The sequence below is a fragment of the Nitrososphaera sp. AFS genome, assembly GCF_009898475.1.
Lineage (GTDB): Archaea > Thermoproteota > Nitrososphaeria > Nitrososphaerales > Nitrososphaeraceae > Nitrosopolaris.
The window spans coordinates 8,157-16,396 of sequence record NZ_QURE01000097.1 but is presented as its reverse complement, the minus strand read 5'-3'; the positions used below and the strand labels follow the sequence as shown (position 1 = coordinate 16,396).

At 38.7% G+C, this 8,240-nt stretch carries 9 protein-coding genes; 5 read left to right on the top strand and 4 right to left on the bottom strand.

All coding sequences use genetic code 11. The features are described 5' to 3' along the window. Window positions 1–387: 387 nt before the first annotated feature. Window positions 388–822: a hypothetical protein gene (locus tag DYY65_RS09505; RefSeq protein WP_162477726.1), complete on the top strand. Its 435-nt coding sequence runs from the start codon at window positions 388–390 to the stop codon at window positions 820–822. A 103-nt stretch (window positions 823–925) separates the two neighbouring features. On the opposite strand, the gene DYY65_RS09500 is transcribed toward DYY65_RS09505, so the two are convergent. Beyond that, a complete protein-coding gene (locus DYY65_RS09500) occupies window positions 926–1,825 on the bottom strand; it encodes a hypothetical protein (protein WP_162477725.1) in 900 nt (299 codons plus the stop codon). A gap of 20 nt (window positions 1,826–1,845) precedes the next feature. Continuing rightward, window positions 1,846–2,073 (bottom strand): hypothetical protein, encoded by a 228-nt coding sequence (locus DYY65_RS12265; RefSeq protein ID WP_201449443.1) that lies wholly within the window; start codon window positions 2,071–2,073, stop codon window positions 1,846–1,848. A gap of 843 nt (window positions 2,074–2,916) precedes the next feature. On the opposite strand from DYY65_RS12265, the gene DYY65_RS09490 reads away from it, so the two are divergent. Both DYY65_RS09490 and DYY65_RS09485 read left to right on the top strand, forming a co-directional pair. Then, the gene (locus DYY65_RS09490; RefSeq protein WP_162477723.1) at window positions 2,917–3,669 is read left to right on the top strand and encodes a glycosyltransferase family 2 protein; all 753 of its coding nucleotides are present in this window, start codon (window positions 2,917–2,919) and stop codon (window positions 3,667–3,669) included. A gap of 63 nt (window positions 3,670–3,732) precedes the next feature. Further along, entirely contained in the window at window positions 3,733–4,548 is an 816-nt protein-coding gene (locus tag DYY65_RS09485) for an FkbM family methyltransferase (protein ID WP_162477722.1), read from the top strand. Window positions 4,549–4,789: 241 nt separating this feature from the next. Here DYY65_RS09485 and DYY65_RS09480 read toward each other — a convergent pair whose 3' ends face one another. Continuing rightward, a complete protein-coding gene (locus DYY65_RS09480; protein ID WP_162477721.1) occupies window positions 4,790–5,257 on the bottom strand; it encodes a hypothetical protein in 468 nt (155 codons plus the stop codon). A 263-nt stretch (window positions 5,258–5,520) separates the two neighbouring features. On the opposite strand from DYY65_RS09480, the gene DYY65_RS09475 reads away from it, so the two are divergent. After that, on the top strand, window positions 5,521–5,685 hold the full coding sequence (locus DYY65_RS09475) for a hypothetical protein (RefSeq protein WP_201449442.1): 165 nt from the start codon (window positions 5,521–5,523) through the stop codon (window positions 5,683–5,685). Between the two features lie 343 nt (window positions 5,686–6,028). Here DYY65_RS09475 and DYY65_RS09470 read toward each other — a convergent pair whose 3' ends face one another. Then, a complete protein-coding gene (locus DYY65_RS09470) occupies window positions 6,029–6,883 on the bottom strand; it encodes a glycosyltransferase family A protein (protein ID WP_162477719.1) in 855 nt (284 codons plus the stop codon). Window positions 6,884–7,285: 402 nt separating this feature from the next. On the opposite strand from DYY65_RS09470, the gene DYY65_RS09465 reads away from it, so the two are divergent. Continuing rightward, on the top strand, window positions 7,286–8,182 hold the full coding sequence (locus tag DYY65_RS09465; protein ID WP_162477718.1) for a hypothetical protein: 897 nt from the start codon (window positions 7,286–7,288) through the stop codon (window positions 8,180–8,182). The last annotated feature ends 58 nt before the right edge of the window (window positions 8,183–8,240 follow it).

The window sequence follows — 8,240 nt, the reverse complement described above, 5'->3', positions numbered from 1 at the left end:
AAGTCGGATTCATCAAAAGGGTGTAAAACAATAGAGGGACAGAGCAAATAGTGACTTGCATCGACTGAATTAATTTTCCGTGTCCACTCATCATCGAATACCTCACCTTTGACAAATCCCCTTAAAGCATCTGTGGCTAATTCTGTCAAACAATTTAACTATCCATATCGAGCTATAAACTTATTTTTCTTGTAGTATGTTATAATATAGAGCAACACTGTGTAGCACTGACGAAGAATGATATAGTTGGGTACACATATAATCATCTAAATCATGGGCCGAATAAGTTATGTCTGCGCCGAATGTTCCGAGCATTTTACACGGAAAACAAGTGGTAAGAGACACAATTTTAATATCCATTCCGGCAGAGCGGAAATCGTTTCGCTAATGGAATACTTAGTCGGGAGAGGTTCAGGCAAGTATCTACCAAGTCATCCTTCCTGGTTTAAGCGTAATGAACGAAATTGGATGTCGAGTTTTCATCCTGGAAAAAGCTACCCATTGGACAAAGTCGTTAGCGATTCTACAAGTGGCCAGTTTGCGCCGGTTACTAATCTGCCACAGGAAATTCATGAGCGGAATTCGTTGGACTTTTCTAATCTAAGAACTAAGTTTAGGAGTACACTTCTTTTTCGTTCTGTGTTGCCCTCAAACACAATGCACCTACTCCTCGAACTTGAAACGTTATTGTATAAACATTCAAATTGCTATGATAACGCTCCGCTTATCTTACAAAATGCAATTAATCAGTGCAGTTCAGGTGATGAGAAATTCCTTTTCGATATGCTGGAGAAGTTGCGTATTTTGGATAGGCGTTCCTAGTGGAACAACTAAAGATTCTGTTTAATCTAATATTAAGTTCTGGACTGATATTTTTCACTGTCCTCGTTGGTGATTTGCATTTGAACTTGATTGCCCAACTTTCCTAACCCATCACATTTGAATAGATTGAATCCAGTTGATCGATGACATTAACAGGAGCATTTTCTGAAGGCAATCCATGAATGCGTTTCATACGATAATCAATGACGTCAAGACCACAAGCCAGTGCCTCTAAAGCGGTTTTGCTCAGATTTTCTAACAGAATTCCGTCCACATATCTGATGTCGATATACAACCCGTATCTCTTGAGAAAGGAAGGCATATCCGAATACATTACAGGATTCCGGATTCTATTATAAATGTCGATATCAAAATTCATACCATTTTTCTTACAACGGTCGAGTGTAAGTTTGATATCAATTGCCTCAGTATCAATGGTTAGGGCCTTGTTTATTTTCGCAGGCCCGTTAGGAGAAAAGTGTCCTACATCGATAGGGTTAGGGATATGAACTGCCTTTGGAACAATAGACATTAGATCTGGTGTTGACACGACAACAGCATCAGCTAACCCCTGTGCTTTTGAATGAATTCTTTTTTTAAATAAAGCAGCATCCCTGATTCTCCGATAAGTGAAAATGCTTCTCACTGCCATGTCAGATAGCCTCGATCTGTGCGGTAGCTTTTGGTTCTTTATTCCCCGGATGTCAGTGCCGTGATAATGAACAATAATCTTCTTCGAGTTGCCGAATACTTTTCGAAATTCGTGTACTAGATCGCTTCTACTATGGACATGTAATATATCTGAAAAACGAGCTTCGTCTATACTCTTCTGCACGAATTCTTGTAGGGTAGTGCTAATGATGTACTCTCTGTAAAATTTGCCTATCCCGAATTTGTCATACTCTGTAACCATTATAGCATTCGATTTGTGTCCCTGCATAGTCTGGTATTTTGCTAGAACAAATGCTACGCCGGCTTGATCCCATAGATGCAGGATTCGCATACCGCCGAAATTCGAAGATCTTAGCGAGTTTTCGGAATTTCCATTTCTGAGCTGCTATCTTGCTGAGTTCCATCTTTCTTCAAACTGTTATCTTCCTTGTTCAAGCCGCGGTATGGACTTGGCGCGTTTCTCATAATATTTAATAAGTATCTTCGCATGTGTGCCTTTTCATCCTCTGTCACCTTACCATCGATTAAATCTATCAGGAAAAGATTTATCGTGGCGCCTATTTGATTCTGATTAAACAAGGCCTCTGCCTCCACAGCGAATTGATTTCTCCTATGCCAATATCCTATTATCATACCTAGAGGTAAGTAAATTACAACAAACAAGATAGCAAATATCCAAATATTGATATGGAGCTCTTGAAAGATTGGAACCCTCTGAAGCAAAAGCTGGTACTGTATGGTTATGAAGTTGGCGAATGTCATGAGGAAAATTAAATAGATGGTATGCCCATTTCTAAAGTCCAACCATCGTCTTCTAGCCCAATTGTGACTTTTCATATTAAGGAGTCTCGGTACAGACAGACCCTTCATGCTAAATATCCAATAATGTTGTTGTTATCTGATATATAACTTGTTTAGCCATATATCATGGATAATTCACTTTGCCTTAACTCGTCGAAGTTGCTACATGGAATAGATTTAACATAAGATAGTTCACTATTCAGAGCGCTGTAGGAAAGTCCTGAATCATTTTGTCTGTTGCACTTCGCTTTGAATCAGATACAGGGCCTTAAACTAATATTGGCGTGCCTGAATATTGAGAATATCATCAAGGGCTAGGCGCTGCGTACTTCACACCTCACCGATAATGTAAAGTTTGTGTCAAAAGGTGCTCGGTGCTCCAGAATGAATAACGCATAAAACGGGATAGACTAACCATTGTGGTAGAAGTTCGTGTGTCCACTTTATGTGGTAGTTGTTCGAGGCCGAATCCGAAGGCACGCACCTGTATTGCAGTAGTGGAGAGAACTGCAAAAAGCAACATTCCCGTCATAGGTTACGAATTTTCTATTAATAAGAGTCTTGAATTGTGTAATAATATATATTGGAAAAATTATTTAGTATGCGCCTATATTTTCGTTTATGACACTAGAACAGAATTTAGTAGATGTAGTAATAAGAACGAAAAATTCCCAAGAAATTTTGAGGGAATGCTTACAGTCAGTTATCGATGATGTGCCAGTAAGGAGAATAATACTTGTAGACAATGGGTCTACCGACAAAACAATCGAAATTGCGTCGTCGTTTGAAAAGGTCGACATTCATTTGAAACCTGATCTGAACCTAGGACAACTCACTCAGTATGCTTTCTCTATTGCAGAAACGGAATGGGTCGCTATCATCGATTCCGATATGGTTATAAGAAAAGGGTGGTATGAAAATATGAATAGTCATACGCACTTATATGATGCAGTAGAGGGATCCAGGATCGATCATTATAAATTTGATATCCCTAATGATACGTCGGGTCCGCTTCTAATTAGAAGACAACCAGTTGTCGATTTAGAGTTAGATTTACCCTTCGGAGAGGATTCTGCATTGAGTTATAATTTCAAGAAACAGGGTAGGAAGTGGGGAATGGTAGAAAATTATTTGACAGACCATTATCCAAAAGTCGAAAGTTCAACCATTACGAGAACTGGCATAATTTTAAGAATTGTGCCAGTTTATGTGCCGAAAAAAATCCAGATTGAAGAAGGTCGTATTGCACGGAAATACAATATGGTATCAAAAAGGCAAGCGCTTAGTCGTATATCGAAGCTTCCGTTATATGACGCTTACAAATCGTTTAAAAAAAGCTTCTGGTTTTGCTTGGCTTATTTCAAGATTGTATGACATGAGGATTATGATTTGTCTGAATGTTTTTTGATTCGGAAGCCAAAACATGGAGGTAATTGAATGAATTCTCTTTCCATGTTTCTAAGATATGCCAGGTATCGATACATTTTTTTTAGACTATTGTTACGTTTCAAAATGGGCAAGAAGAAACGAGATGAATATTTAAAAAAAACGGGGCTAACTCCTATTGATTTTTTACCTGAGAGACCGTATGCCATACAGGGGGTTAAGGCCATACCAAGAAAAGGTTCACGCGATTTCTATATGTTCTTTGTTTCAAGAGAAGAAGATGTTAGACCACATTTAGTACTTAAGGAGAATGAAACATTCGTCGACGTAGGGGCTAATATTGGATCGTACTCCTTGAATATTGCGAAGGAATACAGAGAAATAGGAGTAGAAGTCGTAGCAATAGAAGCTCATCCAGAAAATTTTAAGGCATTAGATAGAAATATCAAGTGCAATGGGTTTACGAATGTTAAAATAATTAACAAGGCAGTAAGTGATCATGAAGGTGTTGTTAATTTGTACGAACGATCCTTTGATGGAATCCGTGCAGGTTCAGAAGTTTATAGCCTATTTGACACATTTATGCGTAACCTACCAAATGGAAAAACCTTACAAGTAGAATGTGACACCTTGGATAATATCTTAGCAGGATCAAAGGTCGATGTAATGAAAATTGACGTAGAAGGTGCAGAAGTCTTGGCACTGAAGGGAGCAACAAATACCTTAAAAGACTTACGAAAGATAATTGTAGAAATACATGGTGATAATTTTGGTAAGGTGAATGAAGAACGGTCAAACTTCGTCCTGGAATGCTATAAAGAGGCACAGCCGCATATCATCGGTTCTAAGCGTACATATGTTGGATGATAAAGTACTGTTTAGCCTTACACGGAGGTATCGGTCTTCAGATGGAATGGAAGTGTCAGCTCTATACAAGAAAATGAGATAGGATGAAGGGACTAAAACAGAAGCCCTTCGAGAGAAGTTTCCTGGATTTTGTGTGCTTTGAATATACCAATAGGCTGAGCACAGGCAGTAGGGAATAACCAAAAACCGACTAGATTACGACGTGAGGTTCCGTCTCATCGTTAAGAGCATAACGTACGCTTTAATTTTTCTTATCACTTACACCTTGCGGCAGATCATTTGCGCCTATAAGTGGCCTTTCAGGCTGTTTCATTATATCTAAGAGATATCTTCGCATTTGCTTCTTTTCATCCTCAGTAATCTTTCCATCAATTAAATCGATTAAAAAAAGATTTAAAGTAGCTCCTATCGGGTTTCGCTCAAAATGGGTCTGGTTCTCAACATTATATTGAGTCCTCCTGTGCCAAACTCCAATTATTACTGCTAACGGCACATAGGTGCCCACAAAAATTGCAGAGAATAGCCACAAGGGGGTTGAATGAAAAAGAGGAGTCCGTTCGAGGAGAAGCTTATATTGGACTATTACAAACTGGGCAAGTGCAAGAAAAAATATCAAATATAATCCGTTCCCATTCCTAAAATCCAGCCAGCGTCTTCTAACCCATTTCTTATTTCTGATAAGGCTGAATACAGTTGAACTCTTCAACATTATGCCGTAGCACTTGCTGTAATTTCTTCTTTTGTATCAGTAAATATTGTATTGACAGTGAGAACATAAGTTTGCGATGGTCAATCTGGACAAGTTAAGAGCTCTTAAGCGCTAGCTATTCTCCCTCTATTTTTGACCTATTCCTATCGATAATCTCCTAACGTAGCGATTTGAATGACTGAATTTTATTCTGTTCTAATTATACCTAGCGGCATTTCCCTAGAAATCGGTCGAGGGATTCTACACTGTTGGAGCCTCGAAAATTGGATGCTAAGATATTAACGTATCAGAAGAATATTTGCGGAGCAGGTAAATGCCAGAAACCTTTAGAACATAACGAAGAAATCGATAGTAAAGGCATTATGTTTTTTGTTACAAAGATAGATGTGTTACAAAGATTGCCGATGGATGCAAATACGAAGGAATGAATGATTTTTCTTGTGCAACAGGGCTAATAAAGTAATAGCAGACCTGCGCGGCTGCAAGTGGCAGTGAAACGGTTGTTAGCAGTGGCCTCTTCAAACTTCAATCCCGAACCTTGCAGCCTGTCATAGAATCGAAGTAATAAGCTAATGCTAAAATTACTCGCCTGATATATCCGGTTATTAATACAAAAAGGGAATCTCAAAAGGAACGCTCATTGGACTGGCCAACTAATTAAGAGCAATAAATCTTAGCGTAGTCAGGCTTCTAAAATCATAGAATTCCTCAAATGTGGGTTAGGTGATTCTCAGTTTTTTCAATACCTGGACTGAGGATCATTCTCCATAGTTATTTATTTTTCCTGCGCACAGTTATTACAGATTTGATTCTCTTAACTTGATATTCCCTGATAGATTTTCGAATATTATGATCATACATTCTATCATATCCCACAGATTTTGGGGTATACGTTAAATAGTAATATAGCATATAAGCGGCTCCTAGTCTGCCGGTAATTTCGCCGGTTATGAAATATTTAAAAAATCTCCCCAATGCAAATAGAGGATGATACCCTAGTGTTCTCATACTTGCCCCGAATTCGTAAAATTTATGACTTTTGCCTAGAGGTCTAAGATGTTCAAACTTGGCATCCGGTATCAAATTGGATGAATAGTGGCAACGTTTTGCTTCGTACAATATAGCGGATTCATACCCCATTTGCTCAGGGTACAAGTCCCCCCAAGCCGTTCTTTGGAAAAAAGAGCTTCTGACAAATCTTCCCGCTCCGTGGGGCATTACATGTTTAAGTCTAGAGTAGCTGCCAGATGCAATCGCGATTGAAGGGTTAGAGTCTAAATACGAAATTACCTTTTCAGCATAATCTCTGGAATATACGGTATCATCGGTCGCAATCATATGGTAGTCAGTAACTGGTTTACCTAATTCCCTACTTTTTTTGAGGGCCTTATTCCAATTCTGGACTACCCTGCTAATATCATAACCAAGATCAGGGTTCTTGATGATGTACAAAATTAGCCATCGTTTCCGAAAATTTTCCAGGATCTCGGCTGTCTTGTCAGTCGATCCGTCGTCAACCACGACTACGTACTCAGGTGGAATTGTTTGGCCTTTTATTGAATCCAGGGCTTTAGAAATTGTTTCTTGAGAATTTCTACAAGTGACAATCGCAAAATAGGTGCCCACCTTTAGTGTTCAAACTGAACAAATTTATTAATATGATCCCGAGACAACAAATACAAGTCAGTGGTATAAGCCAGGATTCACAGGGTTTTATTGGGGCAGTGTCCATCAATAACTCCCGAGGGACATACATGCACCAAGAGGTACCGATACTGACTAGGTTTTGATTTTGAGTTGTTATTTCATCTCTTTAACCCCTTCATATCGATCTCATATAGTATCGACTAAATTCTAACCTTAACTAGATAGACCAGAATAGGTTATCTTATATAGATCTGATTTAATGGAATTCTCACTACTATTTATCTTGCTCAAATGTACCATATCTACTAGCATGTTTATGATGGACTAAAATAAAAGTTATCGAATAATAGTCTGACCTTGTAAAGTAGAGGAGAAAAACATATGAAAATAGCGCACATTAACAATCCATCAGGTATCGCTACCAACCTGGCTGCAGAACAAAGAAGACAGGGACATGACGTAAACGTCTTTGTATTCAATCAGATTATATTCAATCAATTTGGAGGGACCAGGCTCAGATATTGGTCGCCGCTAGACAGATGGAAGTTATTCAAAAATTTGAAAATGTATGATGTGTGGCATTACCATTATCCTTACGGCTCTCTCAAGAAAAGCTTAGAGACAAGAATGGCAAATAAAATTTATTTAAAGCACTACCACGGCAATGATCTTAGAGGGCGGCACGAAGAAGACTTTTGTCTAGTTTCCACACCAGACCTTTTGAAGAACGCTCCGAGAGGAAAGTGGCTTCCTACTCCAATCGACTTAAATGAAATAAGCACAATAACTTCAAACCTTATTTCATACGAAAAAAAGAATGTGCAAAATCATGGGGTACTGCGAGTTGCTCATTATCCTTATTATAAGAATTATGAGGCATCTGACCAGTACAGCAAAATACTTTCTAGATTGCAGAACGAAGGAAAGTGTGTACTCGTAAATATTCTAAATCAAACCCATATTGATGCTTTAAGAATGGTAGCAAGTTCTGACATCGTTATTGGAAAGATAATGCCTGAGATAGGTTGGTTTGGAAAGTTCGAACTCGAAGGAATGGCTTTAGGTAAGTCTATTATCGCGTATATTTCAGAAGAGCTATATGACAAGTACAAACCCCCGGTTTATAGAACAACAGCCGGCTCGTTCGAAAAGGATCTAAAGGCATTGCTCGAAAATGGTCAAGTAAGAGAACAGCTCTCAAGAGAGGGAATCGAGTACGTAAGAAAAAATCATTCCTTGGAATCAGTCGCAGAGGTTGTAATGGGATGCTATCGATGAGTGCCACTTTGATGATCCATGACTGATACATGATTTTCGTCTGCGACTATCTTATCCT